18 protein-coding genes are annotated in these 19,676 nt (G+C 72.1%); 6 read left to right on the top strand and 12 right to left on the bottom strand.

Features of this window, described 5'->3' with window-relative positions:
* The first annotated feature begins 75 nt into the window (after nucleotides 1-75).
* Nucleotides 76-1,479 (top strand): GH1 family beta-glucosidase, encoded by a 1,404-nt coding sequence (locus tag GH740_RS01910; protein ID WP_153744394.1) that lies wholly within the window; start codon nucleotides 76-78, stop codon nucleotides 1,477-1,479.
* Nucleotides 1,480-1,486: 7 nt separating this feature from the next.
* On the opposite strand, the gene GH740_RS01915 is transcribed toward GH740_RS01910, so the two are convergent.
* Complete coding sequence (locus GH740_RS01915; protein ID WP_153744395.1) at nucleotides 1,487-5,101, bottom strand: proline dehydrogenase family protein; 3,615 nt, start codon at nucleotides 5,099-5,101, stop codon at nucleotides 1,487-1,489.
* 114 nt (nucleotides 5,102-5,215) lie between these two features.
* Between GH740_RS01915 and GH740_RS01920 the strand changes: the two genes are divergently transcribed.
* A complete protein-coding gene (locus tag GH740_RS01920; RefSeq protein WP_367640315.1) occupies nucleotides 5,216-6,097 on the top strand; it encodes a LysR family transcriptional regulator in 882 nt (293 codons plus the stop codon).
* Nucleotides 6,098-6,106: 9 nt separating this feature from the next.
* Here GH740_RS01920 and GH740_RS01925 read toward each other — a convergent pair whose 3' ends face one another.
* On the bottom strand, nucleotides 6,107-6,667 hold the full coding sequence (locus tag GH740_RS01925; protein WP_367640317.1) for a thioesterase family protein: 561 nt from the start codon (nucleotides 6,665-6,667) through the stop codon (nucleotides 6,107-6,109).
* 100 nt (nucleotides 6,668-6,767) lie between these two features.
* Between GH740_RS01925 and GH740_RS01930 the strand changes: the two genes are divergently transcribed.
* The gene (locus GH740_RS01930) at nucleotides 6,768-7,274 is read left to right on the top strand and encodes a GNAT family N-acetyltransferase (protein ID WP_153744396.1); all 507 of its coding nucleotides are present in this window, start codon (nucleotides 6,768-6,770) and stop codon (nucleotides 7,272-7,274) included.
* A 4-nt stretch (nucleotides 7,275-7,278) separates the two neighbouring features.
* Nucleotides 7,279-8,058, top strand: a complete 780-nt coding sequence (cofE, locus tag GH740_RS01935; protein ID WP_367640319.1) for a coenzyme F420-0:L-glutamate ligase — start codon at nucleotides 7,279-7,281, stop codon at nucleotides 8,056-8,058.
* A 10-nt stretch (nucleotides 8,059-8,068) separates the two neighbouring features.
* Here cofE and GH740_RS01940 read toward each other — a convergent pair whose 3' ends face one another.
* The 6 genes from GH740_RS01940 to GH740_RS01965 all read right to left on the bottom strand — a co-directional run bounded on the left by GH740_RS01940 (nucleotide 8,069) and on the right by GH740_RS01965 (nucleotide 13,900).
* Nucleotides 8,069-8,878: a hypothetical protein gene (locus tag GH740_RS01940; RefSeq protein ID WP_153744397.1), complete on the bottom strand. Its 810-nt coding sequence runs from the start codon at nucleotides 8,876-8,878 to the stop codon at nucleotides 8,069-8,071.
* The gene (locus GH740_RS01945) at nucleotides 8,875-9,552 is read right to left on the bottom strand and encodes a response regulator transcription factor (protein ID WP_153744398.1); all 678 of its coding nucleotides are present in this window, start codon (nucleotides 9,550-9,552) and stop codon (nucleotides 8,875-8,877) included. Before GH740_RS01945 ends, GH740_RS01940 begins: the two co-directional genes overlap by 4 nt.
* Entirely contained in the window at nucleotides 9,540-10,808 is a 1,269-nt protein-coding gene (locus tag GH740_RS01950; RefSeq protein ID WP_153744399.1) for a sensor histidine kinase, read from the bottom strand. Before GH740_RS01950 ends, GH740_RS01945 begins: the two co-directional genes overlap by 13 nt.
* A gap of 90 nt (nucleotides 10,809-10,898) precedes the next feature.
* Complete coding sequence (locus tag GH740_RS01955) at nucleotides 10,899-12,146, bottom strand: cytochrome b/b6 domain-containing protein (protein WP_367640322.1); 1,248 nt, start codon at nucleotides 12,144-12,146, stop codon at nucleotides 10,899-10,901.
* Nucleotides 12,147-12,148: 2 nt separating this feature from the next.
* Entirely contained in the window at nucleotides 12,149-13,114 is a 966-nt protein-coding gene (locus tag GH740_RS01960) for an electron transfer flavoprotein subunit alpha/FixB family protein (RefSeq protein WP_153744400.1), read from the bottom strand.
* 9 nt (nucleotides 13,115-13,123) lie between these two features.
* Nucleotides 13,124-13,900, bottom strand: coding sequence for an electron transfer flavoprotein subunit beta/FixA family protein (locus GH740_RS01965; RefSeq protein WP_153744401.1), 777 nt, complete (start codon nucleotides 13,898-13,900; stop codon nucleotides 13,124-13,126).
* A 99-nt stretch (nucleotides 13,901-13,999) separates the two neighbouring features.
* On the opposite strand from GH740_RS01965, the gene GH740_RS01970 reads away from it, so the two are divergent.
* Nucleotides 14,000-14,536: a MarR family winged helix-turn-helix transcriptional regulator gene (locus tag GH740_RS01970; RefSeq protein ID WP_367640324.1), complete on the top strand. Its 537-nt coding sequence runs from the start codon at nucleotides 14,000-14,002 to the stop codon at nucleotides 14,534-14,536.
* 11 nt (nucleotides 14,537-14,547) lie between these two features.
* Here GH740_RS01970 and GH740_RS01975 read toward each other — a convergent pair whose 3' ends face one another.
* Nucleotides 14,548-15,588, bottom strand: a complete 1,041-nt coding sequence (locus tag GH740_RS01975; protein ID WP_367640326.1) for an MBL fold metallo-hydrolase — start codon at nucleotides 15,586-15,588, stop codon at nucleotides 14,548-14,550.
* 85 nt (nucleotides 15,589-15,673) lie between these two features.
* On the bottom strand, nucleotides 15,674-16,261 hold the full coding sequence (locus GH740_RS01980; RefSeq protein WP_153744402.1) for a helix-turn-helix domain-containing protein: 588 nt from the start codon (nucleotides 16,259-16,261) through the stop codon (nucleotides 15,674-15,676).
* Between the two features lie 50 nt (nucleotides 16,262-16,311).
* On the opposite strand from GH740_RS01980, the gene GH740_RS01985 reads away from it, so the two are divergent.
* Nucleotides 16,312-17,532 (top strand): MFS transporter, encoded by a 1,221-nt coding sequence (locus tag GH740_RS01985; RefSeq protein WP_153744403.1) that lies wholly within the window; start codon nucleotides 16,312-16,314, stop codon nucleotides 17,530-17,532.
* A 107-nt stretch (nucleotides 17,533-17,639) separates the two neighbouring features.
* Here the strand turns inward: GH740_RS01985 and GH740_RS01990 are convergent, their stop codons facing one another.
* Both GH740_RS01990 and GH740_RS01995 read right to left on the bottom strand, forming a co-directional pair.
* Nucleotides 17,640-18,416, bottom strand: a complete 777-nt coding sequence (locus GH740_RS01990; protein WP_153744404.1) for an enoyl-CoA hydratase-related protein — start codon at nucleotides 18,414-18,416, stop codon at nucleotides 17,640-17,642.
* Nucleotides 18,417-18,435: 19 nt separating this feature from the next.
* Nucleotides 18,436-19,575 (bottom strand): acyl-CoA dehydrogenase family protein, encoded by a 1,140-nt coding sequence (locus GH740_RS01995; RefSeq protein WP_153744405.1) that lies wholly within the window; start codon nucleotides 19,573-19,575, stop codon nucleotides 18,436-18,438.
* Between the last annotated feature and the right edge of the window lie 101 nt (nucleotides 19,576-19,676).

A 19,676-nucleotide genomic window follows, 5' to 3' on the forward strand; every position in this document is an offset into this window, starting at 1 on the left:
CTAGCCTAACTTAACCGGTTCGGTTCAAGATCACGATTCGGTCTCGGTCCACGACGGAAAGACGACGAGGCAGCAATGACGACATCCACCGCGGCATCCATCCCGTTCCCCGACGGCTTCCTGTTCGGCGCCGCGACGGCCGCCTACCAGATCGAAGGCGCCGTCGACGAAGACGGGCGGGGCCCGTCGATCTGGGACACGTTCAGCCACACCCCCGGCCGCGTGGCGCACGGGGATACCGGCGACGTCGCGTGCGACCACTACCACCGGCTGGACGAGGATCTGGACCTCATGGCGCGGCTCGGCCTGGACTCCTACCGGTTCTCGATAGCGTGGCCGCGCATCCAGCCCACCGGTCGCGGAGCGGCGAACCAGCAGGGCCTGGACTTCTACGCGCGTCTCGTGGACGGGCTGCGCGACCGCGGCATCCGGCCGCTGGCGACGCTCTACCACTGGGACCTGCCGCAGGCGCTGCAGGATGCCGGCGGGTGGGGCGTCCGCGAGACGTCCGAGGCGTTCGCCGACTACGCCGCGATCGTCGGCGAGGCGCTGGGCGACAGCGTCGACGGCTGGACGACGCTGAACGAGCCGTGGTGCTCGGCGTTCCTCGGACACGCCTCCGGCGTGCACGCGCCGGGGATCACGGACCCCGCCACGGCGCTGCGGGCCGCGCACCACCTGAACCTCGCGCACGGGCTGGCGCTGCAGGCGCTGCGCGGACGCGTGCGGGGGGACGCGGAGTTCTCGATCGCACTGAACCTGCATGTGGTCCGCCCGGACCGGCCCGACCACGCCGGCGACCGAGACGCCGTCCGGCGCATCGACGCGCTGGGCAACCGGGTGTTCACGGGTCCGCTGTTCGCGGGCGCGTTTCCCGACGACCTCATCGCCGACACGGCATCCGTCACGGACTGGTCGTTCGTGAAGGACGGGGACCTCGCCGACGTGAACCAGCCGCTGACCACGATCGGCGTGAACTACTACTCGACGAGCCGGGTGCGCGAGTGGGACGGCACGGGGGACCGCAACCAGAACACCGGCCACAACGCCTCGGCGGCGTCGCCGTGGCCGGGCGCCGAGTCGGTGCAGTTCATCCGCGAGCCGGGGCCGTACACGGAGATGGGCTGGAACATCGACCCCACGGGACTGTACGAGCTGCTCATGCGGATGCACCGCGAAAACCCCGGGATGTCGCTGCTGGTGACCGAGAACGGCGCCGCGTACCCCGACGCCGTGCACGATCCGGACCGGATCGACTATCTGCGCCGGCACCTCGCGCAAGTGCAGCGGGCCATCGCCGACGGCGCCGACGTGCGCGGGTACTACGCGTGGTCGCTGCTGGACAACTTCGAGTGGGCCTACGGCTACGAGAAGCGCTTCGGCCTCGTGCGCGTCGACTTCGACACGCAGGAGCGCACCCCGAAGGACAGTGCCGCCTGGTACGCGCAGCTCGCACGGACGCGCGTCCTCGCGGGCTGAGGCACGGTCAGATGACGGCCTCGCTCCACGGGTCCGGGTTGCCGAACCTGTGCGCGGTGATGGCAATCGCCTGCTCGTGCAGGAACGGCAGCAGCTCGAGGCGGCCGGCGCTCGTGGTCTCGTTGTCGTAGACGGCGAGGTCCGGGTCGCCGTGCACGGCCTCGGCCAGCGCACGGTGCAGCGCGGCCACGCTTTCCGGCCGGCCCACCAGCCGCACGCGGCCCGGGCGGGACGTCCCGCCCATCCGCTGCATCCACTGGGCATCGGTCTCCACGAACACCGGGACACCCTGCTCGTCGAGCACCCGCCGGACCGCGGCCGGCAGCCCGGTGGTCAGCGACAGTGTGAACGCCGCGCCGGAGCGCACGCCGGCGATGGCGATGCGCAGCACCTCCTGCCGCGATGCGTCAGCGGTGGCGCGGACGGCGACCGGCAGCGACCGGTAGCGGAACAGGTTCCGCTCCACGCCGAGGCCCGACACGTCCTTCACCTGGCCGAACTCGCGGTCCCACGCGACGGCGTCGGACAGCGCGGACCGGCGCAGCCACTCGAACCCCGCGTAGTCCAGGGATGGCTGTGCGGCTTCGATCACCGCGGTGATCCGCGCGTCAAGTCCCCGCAGGTGCAGCGTCTTGGATGCCGCGGCCCCCTCCGAGGCCCGCCACGACCCGAGCCCGATCAGGTAGTTTGGCCCGCCGGCCTTCGTGCCGGCGCCCACCGACGAGCGCTTCCAGCCGCCGAACGGCTGGCGCTGCACGATGGCGCCGGTGATCCCGCGGTTCACGTACAGGTTGCCCGCCTGAACGTGCTCCAGCCACTGCGCGAGGTCTTCCGGGCTCTGCGTGTACAGACCCGCGGTCAGGCCGTATGCCACGCCGTTCTGCAGCTCGATCGCCTCGGCCAGCGAGGCGGCGTGCATGACGCCCATGACCGGCCCGAAGAACTCCTCGAGGTGGAACCGCGATCCGGGGTGCACGCCGACGCGCACGCCGGGCGTCCAGTACCGACCCTCGGTCTCGGGGCCGAAGTCGCGCGGCTCCGGCTCGACGAGCCAGCTCTCCCCCTCATCGAGGGTCATCAGCGCCCAGGCGAGCTTGCCCTGCGGCTTTTCGATGACCGGGCCCACCTCGCTGGTCGGGTCGGACGGCACGCCCACCCGCAGGGAGCGGACGGAGTCGATCAGCTGCCGGCGGAACCGCTCGCTGCGCCCCACCGGGCCGACGAGGATCGCCAGGGACGCGGCCGAGCACTTCTGGCCGGCGTGCCCGAACGCGCTCTTGACGAGGTCGGATGCCGCCAGGTCGAGGTCGGCGGAGGGCATCACGATCATCGCGTTCTTGCCGCTGGTCTCCGCCAGCAGCGGCAGGTCGGGCCGCCATGAGCGGAACAGCGCCGCCGTCTCCCAGGAGCCGGTGAGGATCACGCGGTCCACGTCCGGGTGCGTGATCAGCTGCTCCCCGAGCCCGCCCTCGTCGATGTCGACAAGCGCGAGGACGTCCCGGGGAACGCCGGCATCCCACAGCGCCTCGCAGATCACGGCCGCGCAGCGGCGCGCCTGCGGCGCGGGCTTGAAGACGACTCCCGAGCCCGCCGCGAGGGCAGCCACCACGCCGCCGGTGGGGATGGCGACGGGGAAGTTCCACGGCGGAGTGACGACGGTCACGTTGGACGGCATGAACACGGCGCCCGGGACCCGATCGAGCTCGCGGGCGTTCGCCGCATAGTAGTTCGCGAAGTCGACGGCCTCGCTCACTTCGACATCGCCCTCGCTGAAGACCTTTCCGGTCTCGGATGCCGCGACCTCGATGAGCTCGCCGCGGCGCGCTTCGAGGGCGCGGGCGACGGTCTGCAGCACGGTCGACCGGTCGCCGGCGGGACGCGCGCCCCACCGGGCTCCGGCATCCCGCACCCGGGCGACGATGGCCTGCAATGCGTCCGAATCCACGACCCGCGCCTGCGCGAGGGTGGTATCCCCGGCCGTCGAGGCCTCGATGCGGGCGAGCACCGCGTCGGCCCACTGCCGGTTCGCCGGCAGCGCCGGGTCGGAGTCGGGCATGTTGCGGAACCCGGGTGCGCCGAGTGCGCGGGTGCCGGACTCGCGCGGCGCGAACACGGCGGTCTCCTCGTCCGCGTCGGCGGAGCGGGCGATGTCCAGCACGGCCTTGGTCAGACCCTCGTCGAGGTCGGACGCAGTATCCCGCCGCAGCCGCGGTCGCAGCTGGTCGCCGACCTCGTCGGTGCGATCTTGTGTCCGGAACGGGCTGGCGTGCAGAGCGGGGTCGGCGGCGCGCTCGACGGAGGCGAGGAATCGTCCGCGCTCGCGCTCGAACAGCGCCGTGTCGTCGTGCAGCTCGAACGCGGCTGAGAGGAAGTTCTCCGTCGACGCGTTCTCCTCGAGGCGGCGCACGAGGTAGCTGATGGCGACGTCGAACTCGCGCGGCTTGACGACCGGGACGTACAGCAGCACCGGGCCGACCTCCCGGGAGACGGCCTCGACCTGCCCCTGCGCCATGCCCAGCAGCATCTCGAACTCGACGTCGCCCCGGACGCCGCGCTCGCCGGCGAGCAGCCACGCGTAGGCGATGTCGAACAGGTTGTGCCCGGCGATCCCCATCCGCACCGCGCGGGAGCGCTCCGGGCGCAGCGCCGCGTCCAGGCACCGCAGGTAGTTCGCGTCGGTGTCGAGCTTGGAGCGGTAGGGCGCCTGCGGCCAGCCGTGCATTGTGGCATCGACGTGCTCCATCGCGAGGTTCGCGCCCTTGACCAGGCGCACCTTGATGCGTGCACCCCCCTCGTCGACGCGCTGGGTCGCCCACGCGGTGAGGCGGTCCAGGGCCGGTCCCGCGTCGGGCAGGTAGGCCTGCAGCACTATCCCCGCCTCGAGGCCCGTCAGCTGCGGGTCGGCGAGGATGCGCGTGAACACCGCGATCGTCAGGTCGAGGTCGCGGTACTCCTCCATGTCGAGATTGATGAACGTTCCGGTGCGCGCGGCTGTGAGATACAGCGGCTTCAGGCGCTCGACAACGGTGTGAACGACCTGCTCGAACGCCCACATCGACAGGTGGCTGACGATCGCGGAGACCTTCACCGACACGTAGTCGACGTCGGGCCGTTCGATGAGCTCGTGGATGCCGTCGAGCCGGCGCTTCGCCTCGGCCTCGCCGAGCACGGCCTCGCCGAGAAGGTTCAGGTTCAGCCGGTGGCCGCTGGCGCGCAGCGTCGAGATGGCCGGGCCCAGCTTCTCCGGCCGGGCGTCGACGATGAGGTGCGAGACCATGCCGCGCAGCACGCGGCGCGCGATCGGGACGACCGGGTACGGCAGCACGGGGGCGACAGCGCCGCCCAGGCGCACCGCCGCGCGCAAGGGCCACGGCAGGAATCCGGGCACGAGCGGGGCGACGCGACGGAGATTGGATGCCGCGGCGGCGAGCGACTCGGGCCGCATGACGCCGTCGACGAACCCGATGGTGAACGGCAGGCCGTTCTTGTCCTGCAGGACCCCGGCCAGCCGCTGCGCGGCGGGATCGACGTCGGCGGCGGCGGACTCGTCGACCCAGCGCTGGGCCAGGGCGACGGCCTCCTGGGCCGTCTGTGCGGACATCTGCACTCCCGTCTGGCTCATTCCAGACTGCACGCCATCATGATTCACCTTCCCAGCATGCGCCACCCAACTCATTATGAATAACGATGATCTATGATGGATTCCGTTCGATTTTCACGATGATTCGAGGTCAACGTGTACGATCTGCGGCGGCTGCGGATGCTGCACGAGCTCTCGCTGCGCGGCACTCTCGCGGCGGTGGCCGAGGCGCTCGCCTACAGCCCGTCGACGATCTCGCAGCAACTCGCGCTGCTGGAGCGCGAGGCGGGCGTGACGCTGTTCGAGCCGGACGGACGCGGCGTGCGGATGACCGCGCACGGGCGGCTGCTGGCGGCGCACGCGGGCCGGGCGCTCGAGCTCGACGAGCAGGCGCGCGGCGAACTGGAGCGCCTGCAGCCGGGGGCCGCGCCCGTCCGGGTCGCGGTGATGCAGACGGCCGCGCAGGCGATCCTCGCCCCCGCGCTGTCGATCGTCGCGGCCGCCGAGCCGACGCTGCGCGTCGAGGTCGCGGAGGTGCCACCCGAGGAGGGGCTGTTCGAGCTGTCCGCGCGCCGGTTCGACCTTGTGATAGCGGAGCAGTATCCGGGTTCGTCGCGTGAGCATCGCGCGGACCTGGACCGTGTCGTTGTCGGCCGCGACCCGATCCGGCTCGCGGTGGCGCCGACCGACGCCGCCGGGGGGCTGACCGACCTCGCAGGGCGCGCCTGGGTCATGGAGCCGCGGGGCACGGCCGCGCGACGCTGGGCGGTCGACCAGTGCCGGGCCGCGGGTTTCGAGCCCGATGTGCGGTTCGAGGTCGCCGACCTCACCGCGCAGGTGCGGCTTATCACCACCGGCCATGCGGTGGGGCTGCTGCCGGATCTCGTCTGGTCCGGCGCGGCGCCCACCGCGCGGCTGCTGGACCTGCCGGAGGCCTCGCACCGCGAGCTTTTCACGGCCGCGCGGCGCACGACCGCCGATCGAACGGGCATCCGCACTGTCCGCGCGGCGCTGAAGCAGGCCTTCGCGGGCCGGTGAGCCCGCAGATCAGTCCCACACGCTGGGCGCCGGACGGCGCGTGGACGGCAGGCGGGATGCCTTGGCCCAGTCGCGCATCCACGGCTCCACATCCGGCATGGTGCCGGGGCGTCCCGTGGCCGCGAACACCTCGTCGTGCGGCACGGTGCCGCCGGTGCGGCGCAGGATGCGGGCACGGACGACGACCCGCGCGTAGATCTCACCGTCCACGACAGCCCGATGCTCCAGGTAGAACGCCCGATCATCGTGCCCGAGCATCCGGGACTCGACGTCGAACCGCTGCCACAGCTGCAGCGACCTGCGGAACGCGACGGTCTCGGCCGCGACGACGGCGTACCAGCCTTCGCTGCGCATGGCATCCCACAGCCGGGTGCGCACCAGCAGATCCCACCGGCCGAGGTCGAACAGCGACAGGTACCGGCCGTTGTTCATATGACGCAGGATGTCGATGTCGGTGGGCAGCGTCGTCAGTCGCAGCCTGCTGATGCCGTCAAGCGGCAGGGTCCTGCCGCGCCGCACGCGCAGCCGTGCCTGCAGGTGCACCAGGATCGTCCGCCAGATCACGTTCACGACCCGCGATGCTACCGGATGCCGCGTTCATCGAGTGCCGTGATCACACCGCGTAACACGACGATTTCGTCCCGGCGACGGGGCCGCGTAGAGTCTCGCCATGGACGCCCAACTGCAGACTGACATCGTGGTCCGTCCGGTTCGCGACGTGGACGCCGAGGCCCTCGGCCGAGTGCACGCGACGTGCTGGCACGAGACCTACGACCACCACATCAGCGCGGCCGCGCTCGAGCGCATCTCGCCCAAGCGGCTCGCGGAACTCTGGACGCACTGGGCCTCGCAGGGCCCCGAGTACCACATGAGCGCGGCGCTCGTGGACGGCGAGATCGTCGGATTCGTCGGCTCCGGTCCCGCGCGCGACGAGGACGGGCCGCGCGAGCGCGAGCTGTACTTCATCTACCTGCTGGCGAAGTACCACGGTTCCGGCATCGGCAAGCGGTTGTTCGACGCCGCCGTCGCCGAGGGTGAGCCGCTGTACCTGTGGGTTGCCGAGAACAATCCGCGCGCGCACCGCTTCTACGTGCGCAACGGGTTCGCCCTGGACGGCGCACGGCACACCGAGCCGTTCCTCGGCGAGCAGCTCACCGAGGTCCGCTTCGTCCGCTGACCCCGTGCTGCAGATCTGGCCCCTGAGGGGCATCCCCGAGATCACCGCCGGCGCCGACCTGGTACGGATCATCGCCGACGCCGCAGACGGTGCGCTGACGGACGGCGACATCCTCGTCGTCACGTCGAAGATCGTCTCGAAGGCCGAGGGCCGCGCCGTCCCCGGGGCCGATCGCGAGGATGCCATCACCGCGGAGACCGTGCGGGTCGTGGCATCCCGGACGTCGGAGTCGGGACACACGGTGCGGATCGTCGAGAACCGTCTCGGGATCGTCGCGGCCGCCGCCGGAGTCGACGCGTCGAACACGCCGCACGGCACGGTGCTGCTGCTGCCCACGGACCCGGATGCCTCCGCCCGCGCCCTCGCGGCGGGGCTGCGCGAGCTGCTCGGTGCCACGGTGGGCGTCATCGTGTCGGACACGCTGGGCCGCCCCTGGCGGGAGGGCCAGACCGACACGGCGATCGGCGCCGGCGGGGTGCGGGTGTTCGAGGATCTGCGCGGGACGACGGATGCCGAGGGCCGGCCGCTCGCGGTCACCATGCCGTGCGTGGCCGACGAGGTGGCGGCGGCGGCCGATCTCGTCAAAGGCAAGGCGGCCGGGCTCCCGGTCGCCGTGGTGCGCGGGCGCGGCGACCTCGTCGGGAACCTCGACCTGCCCGGAGCCCGCTCGATCGTCCGTCCGGCCGAACGGGACATGTTCCGGCTCGGCGCGGACGAAGCCTACGACCTCGGCTATGCCGCCGGCGTCGAGGACGTGTGGGAGCAGGACCGCCCCGGCCGCTGACCGGCGCCGGTCAGCCGGCCGCGTCCAGGATCACCCGGCCGGCCGACACGTCGACCTCCACGGTGCTGGAGGCACCCGGCGTCGAGCCGATCCTGTTGTCGAACGAGCCGGCCGATGTGTCGGCCGTGACCGTGTAGTCCCCGCGCGGCACGCTCACCTGCATCGACCCGGCGCTTGCGGACAGCTTCACGCGCTGCGGCTGCGCACCCGTGAAGACGGCGTCCAGGTCGCCGGCGCTGACCGTCAGATCGGCGGAGCGCACGTCGGCCAGCCGCAGATTCGCCCGGCCGGCGCTCATGTCGGTCGTGATCTGGTCGGCTGACCCGCGCACCGTGAGCTGCCCGGCGCCGGCGCTGAGCTGCAGGCGTCCGAAGTCGCCGTTGGCGGTGAGCGAGCCGGCGGACAGGTCCAGCGCGGCATCCAGCCCCTGCAGGCTCTGCGGCAGCAGCAGCACGGCGCTGCCGTTGCCGTTGCCGCCCCACCAGCCCGGCCACCACCGGAACGGGCCCTCGGGCGTGCGCACAACGAGCTCGGCGCCGTCGCGGCGCATGGTCCACTGGTCGGCGCGCACGCCCGAGGTCACGGTGAGCCGGGCATCGTCCACGTCCGCGAACTCCACCCGCAGCGCGCCCGCGGACAGGTCGACATCCAGTGCGTCGACGCCGGTGACCGGCAGCGACCGGCTGGTGGTGTGCACGGACGCAGACGCGACGGTGGATGCCGCGGCCGAGACCGCGCTGCCGGTGGCCACGAGTCCGCCGAGGACTATGGCGACGATGGCTATCGCCTTCGCGGCGGAGGTCGGCTGGGTGGTGCTCATCGGATCTCTCCCGTCTGCGGCGCGTCGCCGCTGTGTGCAATGTGGACGAGTGCCGCGAGCACCCGCCGGTTGCCCGATTCGTCGGGCTCGAGGTCGAGCTTCTGGAACACCGAGGTGATGTGCTTCTCGACGCTGCCCTCGGTCACGTACAGCGTCTGTGCGATGGCCTGATTCGACTTGCCCTCGGCGATCAGGGCGAGCACGGTGGATTCGCGGTCGGTGAGCCGCTGCATCCTCTCGTCCTGCGCCCGGCGGCCGAGCAGCTGCGCGACCACCTCGGGGTCGAACACCGTGCCGCCGGCGGCGATCTGGTCGACCGTCTGCAGGAAGTCCGCGACATCCGCGACCCTGTCCTTCAGGACGTACCCGAGCGCCCCGCCGCGACCGGCGATGAGGTCCGCCGCGTAGCGCTCCTCGACGTACTGGGACAGCACGAGGATCGGCAGCTCCGGCTGCCGGCTGCGGATGCGGAGCGCGGCGCGGATGCCTTCGTCGGTCCGAGTGGGCGGGAGCCGCACGTCGAGGATGCACAGGTCGGGATGCTGCGCGGCGATGGCCTCGTCGATGCCGTCGGCATCGGGGAGGGCGGCGACCACGTCGTGGCCGGCGTCGGCGAGCAGCCGGATGAGGCCCTCCCGCAGCAGGACGGAATCCTCGCAGATCAGAATGCGCATGGGACGCTCACCTCCACGCTCGTGGGTCCGCCGACGGGGCTGTCCAGGCGGAAAGTGCCGCCGACGCCGAGCACCCGATTCGACAGGCCGTCCAGGCCTCCGCCGGGGACGATGGTCGCCCCGCCCACGCCGTTGTCCTCGATCCGCGCCCACAGCACGCCGCCCTCGCGCTGGCGCACGACGACGCGGCACTCCGCGGCCCGCGAGTGCTTGGCGGCGTTCGTGAGCGTCTCGGCGATCACGAAGTACACGGCGGCCTCAGCCTGGCGGCTGCAGCGCTGGGTGACGCGTACGTCGAGCACGACGGCCACCGGCGAGCGCGCCGCGAGGGCCGACAGGGCCGCATCCAGTCCCCGGTCGTCGAGGACGGACGTGTGGATGCCGCGGGCCAGCTGCCGCAACTCGGTGATGGCGGCCTTCGTGGAGGTGTGCGCTTCGGCGATCAGCGCCCGGGCCGCCTCCGGGTCGCTGTCGATCTTCTGCTGGGCCAGGCCCAGCGTCATCCCGACCGACACGAGCCGGGGCTGGACGCCGTCGTGAAGATCGCGTTCGATGCGGGTGCGCTCGACGTCGGCCGCGCGCACCGCGCCCACGCGCTGCGCCTGCGAGGTGCGGGCCTGCTCGGCCAGCTGCGCCTCCCGCGAGGGCACGAGGATGACGCGGGTCAGCACGCCGTGCAGCGCGGCGATGCCGACGAGCCCGGCGAGCGCGGCCAGGGTGGCGAGGATGCCGACGAGCACGGCGAACGCTATCGGGACGTCGAATCCGGTGCCCTGGAGCCGCACGGTGTCCTCGTCGCCCCGCAGCAACGGCGCGAACGCCATCGCCGCGCCGGACGCGGCCACCGAGATCAGGGACAGCGTCGCCCAGCCCAGCACCGTGGCGACGGCGGCGCTGGCGATGCCGCGCCACATCGACCCGTCGGTGAACTGCGCCCAGACCGTGCGCAGCCAGCCGGTGAAGCCGGGCCGGCCGCTGGTGCGAGGGCGCAGCGGCGCGATCCCGAAGCCGTAGAGTCCGTCCACGCGTGCGGTCTCGATCCAGGCGAAGCCGTACAGCGCGTAGACGACGGCCAGCAGCAGGAGGACGCCGACGCCGAGGGCGAAAAGGAGGCCGATGCCGGTGGCGAACAGGCCGATGATGAGGCCGAACGTCACCGCCCAGAGGACGCCGACCAGCGCGAGCTGGGCGATGGCGCCGAGGACGCGGGACGGCGTGAACAGCCGCGGCGTCGTCGCGGTCGTGGTTGTGGTCATGCCTCCACGGTAGGCGGCGGCAGCCGCGGGCACAGCCCGGAGATCCGCCCACTCTCCTTCGGGTTATCCCCCGCAGCCGGCGTCCGGCGGTCAGCGTCCGCTGACCGTGCCGAACAGTCGTGCGATGGGGGCGAGGACGAGGGGGCGGGCGGCGACCCAGCCGATGGCGACGACGAGCATCGCCCCGGCGAAGAACCAGAACCCGACCCAGCCGTCGCCGCCGTTCGCGGCGAACATGCTGTTGAGGTTGTGCAGCGCGCCGGTGGTGAGCACGAGCGTGACGTGTCCGATGATGAACAGGACGAAGAAGATCATCACCGGGAAGTGCACGGCCCGCGCCCACTCGATCGGGTACGCCCGGTTCAGCGCCTTCGCGTCCTTGGGCCACACCCCGCTCATCCGCACGCCGGTGAGGGCGGCCAGCGGCGCGGCGAGGAACACCACGGCGAAGTAGGCCAGCTGCTGCAGGCTGTTGTAGGTGATCCAGCCGTCCTCGACCGGCCAGTCCAGCGACACGTACTGCAGACCCGCGGACAGCGCGTTCGGGAACACGTCCCAGCTGGTGGGCACCAGCCGCATCCACTGCCCGGTGGTGAACAGCAGCACGACGAAGACGACCCCATTGACCAGCCACAGGATGTCCAGCCCCTGGTGGAACCACAGGGCGAGGCTGATCTTCCGCTTCGGGTTGCCGCGCCGGCTCCAGAACACGGTGGGCCGCTTCTGGTTCCGCACCGTGAGCCCGGACCGGATGATCAGCACCATGAAGAAGATGTTCAGGAAGTGCTGCCAGTTCAGCCACGCCGGGAATCCGACCGGCGCGGCCGCGGGCAGGTGGTACGCGCCGGGGTAGGCCGCCAGGAAGTCCTGCATGAACGACAGGCTGAGGAACCACCGCGTCAGCAGCACCGCCATGCCCGCCGCGAACAGGAGCCCCGCCCCCGCGACGATCACCGCCCCCGCCCATTGTCCCCGCGTGAACGGGCCGTACCGGACCGGGGCGGGTGGTGTGATCGGCTTGCGTGAGGCGATCATGCGGGCGCGGTCGGCCTCCCACCGCTGCGCGGCTGGCCCCGCGAACACGGTGGGGACGAACGGCAGCGGCGCGAGCGGCGCGGCGACCGGCGCCGGTGTCGGCGCGGCGGGTGCCGGCGCAGTCACCGTGGCCGGGGCCGTGGCGCCGGGGCGCGGCAGGCCGCGGCGCACGGCGGCGGGAGCGGGAGCGGGCGCAGCGACCGGGGCGGGCGCGGCAGCCGGGGTGGGCTCGGCGACCGGGGTGGGCTCGGCGCCGGATGTGCGGGGCAGCCCGCGGCGGATCGTGCGGTCGTTGGTGGCCACGGCTACTGTTTCCGCGCTTTCAGTGTCTGGATCAGTTGCGGCACGACCGTGAACAGGTCTCCGACCACGCCGAAGTCGGCGATCTCGAAGATCGGGGCGTCCGCGTCCTTGTTGATCGCGACGATGGTCTTCGCGGTCTGCATGCCGGCCTTGTGCTGGATCGCGCCGGAGATCCCCACCGCGACGTACAGCTGCGGCGAGACGGACACCCCGGTCTGCCCGACCTGGTACGACTGCGGCACGTAGCCGGCGTCCACCGCCGCGCGGGACGCGCCGACCGCGGCGCCCAGCACGTCGGCGAGCTCGTCGACGAGGGCGAACCTGTCGCCCGAGCCGAGCCCGCGGCCGCCCGAGACGACCTTCGCCGCGCCGCGCAGCTCCGGCCGCGACGAGGTCTCGGTGGCCTCCTGCACGGATTCGACCACCGCGGCCCGGCGGCCCGACGCGGGAACCGGCAGCGCCTGCACGGCCACCGGCTGCGCCTGCGCGCGCGCGTCGACCGCGCCCTGGCGCACCGTGATCACCGGGGCGCCGAACGTGGCGGCCGAGGACACGTCGTACGTCCCCCCGTACACGGAGTGGTGTGCGACGATGCCCTCCTCGTCCCGGGCGACGCCCACCGCGTCGATCGCGAGCGCCGTGCGGGTGCGGGCGGCGTACCGGCCCGCGACATCCCGCCCGTCGACCGAGTTCGAGATCAGGATCGCGTCCGGGGCCACCGCCTCGGCCGCCGCGGCCAACGCGTCAACGACGGGGACGGTCAGGGCGTCGCCGCCGCCCGCGACCAGGACCCGGGCAGCGCCCAGGCCCGCGGCGGCCCCGGCCAGCGTCTGGTCGCCGACGATCAGCGCGACCGGTGTCCCGATCCCGGATGCCGCACCCAAAAGGCCCGCGGCGCTCTTGGCGAGCTGGCCGGACGGGGTGACATCCAGCAGGACCAGGATCGAATCTTCAGCGTACTCAGCCATCTGCGCCCCTCAGGCCAGTCGGTTCTGGATCAGGAACTCCGCGAGCTTCACGCCCGCGTCGCCCTCGTCGACGATTTTCGTGCCCGCCGCCCGGGGCGGCTTCGCGCTGACCGCGACCATGATCGAGCGGGACGCCGCCGGGTCACCGGGGTCCACACCCAGCTCGGCGAGCGACCGCGTCTGGAACGGCTTCTTCTTGGCCGCCATGATGCCCTTGAAGTTCGGGAAGCGCGCATCCGGGAGCCGCTCCGTGATCGAGATCACCGCCGGCAGCTGCGCGCGCACCCGCGCGGTGCCGCCGTCCACGGCGCGTTCGCCGGCCACCTCCGTCTCACCGATCTCCACCGTGTTCAAGCTCGTCGCCTGCGGCACGTCCAGGAGCTCGGCGAGCATCGCCGGCAGCACCCCACCGGACCCGTCCGTGGACTGATTGCCGCAGATCACCAGGTCGAAGCCGGTCTCCCGCAGCGCCGCGGCCAGCGCCTCCGCCGTCACGCCCAGGTCAGCCCCCGGCAGCTGCTCGTCGACGATCTGCACCGCCGCGGCCGCACCCATCGCGAGCCCCTTGCGGATCGTGGCCTGCGCGGACGCGGGTCCCATCGACATCACGACCACCTCGGTGCCCGGGCTCTTGTCCGCGTGCGCGAGGGCGACCTCCAACGCACGACCGCCGATCTCATCCAGCACCGGCTCACTCGCGGCACGGTCGGCGATCCCGGTCTCCAGATCGAGTTTGCGGTCCCCATACGTGTCCGGGACCTCCTTGAGCAGCACGACGATCCTCATGGCCCTCCTCCGTCAGGGTCGAGTCTATTCGGGCGTCCGGCGCGGCACAGTCGGCAGTGGGGAACCGACTACCGTGGACAGGGAGAATCGGAGGTGGTTGTGGCTCGCGTGAAACGACTGCCCGTCGATCCGATCGCCGAGGCCAAGCGTCAGTGGCTCGCGCACGGGTGGACGGATGCCGCTCCCGGCATGACCCTGGTGACCTCGATCATGCGCGCGCAGCAGCTGCTGCTGGCTCGCGTCGACGCCGCGCTGAAGCCGTTGCGGCTCACGTTCGCCCGGTACGAGATGCTGACCCTGCTCAGCTTCACGAGGGACGGACGGATGCCGATGGCCTCGGCCACCGCGCGCCTGCAGGTGCACCCGACCAGCGTGACCAACACCGTGGACCGGCTGGAGGCGTCCGGCCACGTCCGTCGCGAGCCGCACCCCGAGGATGGCCGCGCCACGCTGGTGGTGCTCACCGACTCCGGCCGGGCCCTCGCGCAGCGCGCCACGGCGGCGCTGAACGCGCAGGTGTTCGAGCATCCGGGACTCGCCCGCGACGATGTCGAGGAGCTCGTCGGCCTGGTCGCGCGGATGCGTCGCAACGCCGGCGACTTCGAGGACCCGCGCCCCGCACCCGATCCGCTCTGACGCCGGCCCGTTCAGCGGGTGGGTGCCGCGTCCTGCAGCGGGTCGGACTGCAGCCACCGCGCCGCCCGCCCGGACTGCACGAAGGAGCGATGCATGGCGGTCTGCGACAGGGCCGACAGCAGGTAGAAGCCGGCGAGGTTCGCCCAGCCGGCGCTCCAGGTCAGCCGCATGGCGACATCCCACACCGACAGATCCGGGTCCGCGCGAAGGGCCGCTGCGACCTCGCGGGTGCGGCGCAGGTGGTGCTCGGCGGTCGTGTGCAGGCGCTGCGCGAGGCCGCGGAAGCGGTACTCGTGACCGGGTGCGACCTCGAGGTCGGCGTACGGCGCGAGCCGCTCGAGACCGCCGAGGTACTCGGCGATCGGGTTCGCGTCGGTCTGGCCGCCGAGGCCTATGCCGCCGTGGATCGTCGGCAGGACGTGGTCCCCGGTGAAAAGGAGCCCGGTGTCGGCGTCGAGGATGCAGATGTGCCCGGCGGTGTGGCCGGGAGTGTGGATGACCTCGAGGCGCCGCCCGGGGATCGGCAGCACATCGCCGTCGCCCGCCGGTGAGGTCGGCACGGACGACAGTGGACCCTCGTCGCGGTGATCGGCCGCGAGCATCGCCGCGGCACGGTCCGCGGGGACGCCCCACTGTGCGAGAGTGTCCGGGTCGGTGCGGTGCCCGCGCGCGCGGAGCGTGGCAAGGCCCTGCCGGTCGCGGTCGTGCAGCAGCACGGTGGCGCCGCTGGCGGCATGCACGTGGTCGGCGAGGCCGATGTGGTCGGGGTGCAGGTGCGTCACCGTCACGGTGGCGACATCCGCGGTGCTGCGGCCGATGCCGCGGAGGTGGCCGGCGAGCACGTCCGCATTCTGGTCGCCGGACATTCCGGTGTCGATGAGATGGATCCCGCCGCGGTCGTCCTCGACCGCGTAGCAGAAGCTGTGGGTGAGCCGGGTGCCGGAGGGCATCGGCAGCGGGAACGAGTGGACGCCGTCGCGGATGGGTCCGGCCTCCGGCACGCGCTGCTGACGCCAGGCGCGGAACTGGACGGGATCGGTGGGCTCGATCACGCGGCATCCTCCTCACAACCGGCCGGCGCCGATCCGGCACTAGCTTTCTCCTTCCCGCAGGGGATGTCGAATCGGTGCCAGGCCGTCACCCGGTACGGCGCATGTCGGCCGCGCCGTGGTCTCCGGCGGTGTCCGGCTCGACCCGCACGCCGCTGACCCAGAAGAAGTCGATCTCGGGCGCGTCGGCGTCCTGCGCGCGGTCGTATTCGGCGACGACCTCGTCGACGCGTCCGCGCAGCTCCTTGGCACGCTCCCTCGTCAGCCGCATCCGGGTATGCGCGTAGGCGGCGGGCCAGGGTCGCTCGGCGGGATCGGCGGGGGGCGGGGCGGCGACGACCTTCGTGAGCGCGGCCATCAGGTAGCGCATCATGACGCTCCCGACGAACTCGTCCGGCTGCGCAGACATCCGCAGTCCCGTGCCGCGGGCGCGCCAGGGCCGTTCGCGGCCGTCGCCCGACGTCGCGGCGCGCTCGACGAGACCCAGCTTCGCCAACTGCTGGAGGTGGTAGCTCATCGCGGACGGTGTGTAGCCGGTGAGGACGGCGGCCTGGGTGGCGGTCAGGGGGTCGCCTTCGTACAGTGCCATCAGCACCGCCCAGCGCGCAGGGTGAACCATCGCCCGCATCTGCGCGAGGTCGGTCACCTCGATGTCGCCGACGGGCTCCTGGGTCACGGGCCCAGTCTACTTGCGCGGGCGAAATCTGAAACATATCCTTCATAACCGTGAAGCGTTCCCTTCAGAGTTCGGTGTGGGCGATCCGCGATGCGCGGATCGCGCTGGCCGCGCGCGCCGTGAGCACGGCCGGGACGTCGGTGACCTCGATCGCCGCGATCCTGCTCCTGCACGACGGCGGGGTGGGCGCGCTCGGCGTCGCGGCGTTCCTCGCCGTGCTCGTGATTCCGACGGTGGCGACGATCGGGATCGCCGGCCGGGTCGCCGACACGGTGGACTCGCGCGTCGTGCTCACCGTCACGGCGCTCGTGCAGGCGGCGGCGGTGTGCGCGCTCGGCTTCGCACCCGCGCCGGTCATGATCTTCGTCACCGGGGTGCTCATCGCCCTCGCGCAGGCGTTCGCGCAGCCGACATGGCAAGCCCTGGTCCCCCGCATCGTCGGCGAGGAGCGCATCGGGCAGGCCATCTCGTGGCAGCAGGGGCTCGCCGCGGTCGCCTCGCCGATCGGGGCGGGCCTCGGCGGGCTGCTGGTCGCGCTCGACGGCGTCGCCTGGGGGTTCTGGGCGGATGCCGCGACGTACGCGGCCCTGGCGGGCGCCGCCCTGCTGATCCGCACGCGCCGGCACGGCGGCGCGCACGCCGAGGCGGCGAGCACCTCGTGGACCGCCGGCATCCGGGTCGTCGCACACGACCGCATCCTGGTGCCGCTGTTCGCGTCGATCCTCGTGTTCGTGGTGCTGGTTGAGGGGGTGAACCCGGTCGAGGTGTTCCTCGTCCGCGATGCGCTCGGCGCGTCGGACTGGCAGTACGGGCTCACCGAGTTCTTCGCCGGCGCGGGCGGCCTCATCGGCGCGGCGATAGCGGGCCGGATCGTGGGCAACACCGTGCGCGCCCGGGCGGCCACGGTCGGCTTCGGCCTGGCGGCGGCGGTGCTGGTGGGCATCGGCTTCGCGCCGGGGTACTGGGTCTACGCCGCCCTCATCACGCTGCTGGTCGCCGGGTTCGGCACCGGCAACGCGACGTTCGGCGCGCTGCTGACCTCGCGCACGCCGGAGGCGCAGCGCGGCCGCGTCTACGCCGCGCTGAACGGGCTCGCGCGCACGGCGTCGCTGCTGGCGCTCGGCCTCGGCGGCGTGGCGAACGCGCTGCTGGGCCCGCGGCCGACGTTCGTGGTGGCCGGGATCGCCGGCGCCGTGACCATGGTGGTCGCGGGATTCGCGGTCCTGCGCGCGCAGCGCGCCGAGGCATCCGCGCTCATCCCGGCCCCGTGAGAGCGGGTCACCGGTTCACATCGCAGGATGATGGGCACGGCCCGGCCCGGCACGCCGCCTGCGGGGGCGCCACGGACTGATATTCCTGCCAGATGAACGGCGGCGGATCACCGGTTCTCAAAGGAGGGGTCACGCTTCTCGCGGAACGCGGCCATGCCCTCCTTCTGGTCGTGCGTGTCGAACAGCGCGGCGAAGACGTGCTTCTCGAAGCGGAGTCCTTCGGCAAGCGTTGTCTCCATCGCGGCATCCAGCGCCGCCTTGGCCGCTAAGACACTGGGCAGCGACTTTGCGGCGATAGCGGCGGCGACCTTCCCGGCCTCCTCGAGCAGGTCGGCGGCCGGCACCACCCGCGAGACCAGGCCCGCGCGCTCGGCCTCGGCCGCGTCCATGAAGCGCCCGGTGAGCACGAGCTCGGCTGCTTTGTAGTAGCCGACCGCGCGGATCAGCCGCTGCGTGCCGCCCATGCCCGGGATGACGCCGAGGTTGATCTCGGGCTGCCCGAATTTCGCGGTGTCGGCGGCGAGAATGATGTCGCACATCATCGCGAGCTCGCAACCGCCGCCCAGCGCGTACCCGGCGACCGCGGCGATCACGGGGGTGCGCACGCCGGCGAAGTCCGCCCAGCCGCCGAAGTGGTCGCCCATGACCATGTCCAGCCCGGTCTTGGACTCCATCTCCTTGATGTCGGCGCCCGCCGCGAACGCACGCTCGGAGCCGGTCACGACGATGGCGCCGATGCCCGGATCGGCGTCGAACGCGGTCGCGGCCGCCACGACATCCCGCATCACCTGCGCGTTCAGGGCGTTCAGGGCGTCCGGGCGGTTGACGGTGATCCAGCCGACGCGGCCGTGCGTGGAGGTCAGGATCGTGGCGTACTCGGTCATGGCTCCCATCGTGTCACCCTCAGTCGTTCAGGACCGCGCGGCCGACGATGACCCGCATGATCTCGTTCGTGCCCTCGAGGATCTGGTGCACGCGCAGGTCGCGGACGACCTTCTCGATGCCGTAGTCCTGCAGGTAGCCGTAGCCGCCGTGCAGCTGCAGCGCCTCGTTCGCGACCGCGAAGCCGGCGTCGGTCGCGAACCGCTTCGCCATCGCGCACTGCACGGCGGCATCCGGTGCATCCTCGTCGACGGCGGCGGCGGCATCCCGCACCAGCGCGCGCGCCGCGGTGAGTTCGGTCGCCATGTCGGCCACCGCGAACATCACGGACTGCTTCTCTGCCAGCGGCTCGCCGAACGTGAAGCGCTCGTGCACGTACCGGACGGCCTGATCCAGCGCCCACTGCGCGCCGCCGAGCGAGCACGCCGCGATGTTCAGGCGTCCGCCGTTCAGGGCCTTCATCGCAATCTTGAAGCCCTGGCCCTCGCCGCCCAGCACCGCCGATGCCGGCACCCGCACCTCGTCGAGGATCACCTGGCGGGTGGGCTGCGCGTTCCAGCCCATCTTCTTCTCGTTCGCGCCGAACGACAGACCCGGCAGGCCGTTCTCGACGATGAAGGCGGTGATCCCGCGGGCGCCGGGCTCGCCGGTGCGCGCCATCACGACGTACACGGATGCCTCGCCGGCACCGGAGATGAACTGCTTGACGCCGGTGAGCACGTACTCGTCGCCGTCGCGGATCGCGCTCGTGGTGAGGGCGGCGGCATCCGAACCCGCCCCCGGCTCGGTCAGGCAGTACCCGCCGAGGTCGCCCATCGTCACCAGGCGCGGCACCCATTCGCGCCGCTGCGCATCGGTGCCGTAGCAGTCGATCATCCACGCGACCATGTTGTGGATGCTGATGTACGCGGCGATGGAGGGGTCGCCCTTCGCGAGCTCCTCGAAGATGGCGACGGCCTCGCTGCGCCCGAGCCCGGCGCCGCCGACGTCCTCGCGGACGTAGATGCCGCCGAGGCCGACCTCGCCGGCGCGCGCGATCACGTCGCGCGGGAAGTGCTTGGCCTGGTCCCACTCCTGGGCATGCGGGGCGAGCTCTGCCTCGGCGAAGTCCCGGACCGCCTCGAGGATCGCGTGTCGCTCTTCCGTCGTCGTCATGCTCATGTCGAACCGCCTTCGATAACCCCCGCTGGACGTCATCGTGTGACGGCGAAGGGATGCCCGCGTTGGCATCATGCTCATTTTACATGGACATCCGACTATCT

The organism is Microbacterium sp. SYP-A9085 (assembly GCF_009649635.1).
Taxonomy (GTDB): Bacteria; Actinomycetota; Actinomycetes; order Actinomycetales; family Microbacteriaceae; genus Microbacterium.